General features: G+C 69.7%; 1 protein-coding gene. It reads right to left on the reverse strand.

The features are described from left to right. Window positions 1–6: 6 nt before the first annotated feature. The coding region (locus tag ACWAT2_RS19350; protein WP_480049265.1) for a hypothetical protein at window positions 7–813 on the reverse strand (807 nt) is incomplete at its 5' end.

The following is an 813-nucleotide window of genomic DNA, read 5'->3' on the forward strand; positions in this document are numbered from 1 at the left end:
GCGCTCTCAGCAGGTGCGGTTGCCGAGGAGGTCGCTGCAGACGAGGCGGACGCGGGCTTCGGTGACGGTGACGGGGTCGAGGGTCGTGGTGGTGGTGATCGCCCCGTCGATGGGTGTCCAGATCGAGGTGCCGACGAGCTGGAAGCTGCCGTGCCATGTGGTGGTCAGGGTGGTGGTGACGTCGTCGCGGTACCAGTCGCCCTCGTCGTCACGGGCGGTGCCCGGGTCGTGGTCGGGGTGGCCGAGAGCGAGGTATCGGTGGGCGATCCAGGAGGCGTCGGGTTCGGGGTCGCCGGGTGTCCAGGGGTGTCCGGGGTCGGTGGTGGTGAGGGTGCCGCCGCCGTCGGTGTACGGGTCGTCGAAGTCCCAGGTGTACTCGACCGGGTCGGCGCGGATGGCGACCGGGACGCCGAGGAGGTCTACCTGCATCTCGAGCGCGGTGGCGGTGGTGCTTGCGGGGTAGAACTCGTTGACCAGGAGTACGTCGCCGCCCTGGACGTCAGCGGTCGGTGCGGGGATGTGCATCGCGGCGAAGGCCTGCTGGGCCTCTGCTGCGACGTCGGCGGGCGTGATGCACTCGCGGCCGGAGACGTGCTCGGGTTCCTGGAAGGTGCCGTCGGGTTGGACTCGTTGGACCCAGAGGTCGTCGAGCTCGATGGCGCCGTCGTCGCAGGGCGCTGGGTTGACGACCCATTCGTTCTCTCCGTCGGGACAGCCGCCGACGACGAGGGTCCAGATCACCTCGTCGAACTGGTCGCGTTCGTCGTCCTGGATGCAGGTCGCCGCGTCAGCCCGGAAGTAGCGGTCCTGGGG

The organism is Isoptericola sp. GX10416 (assembly GCF_056590155.1).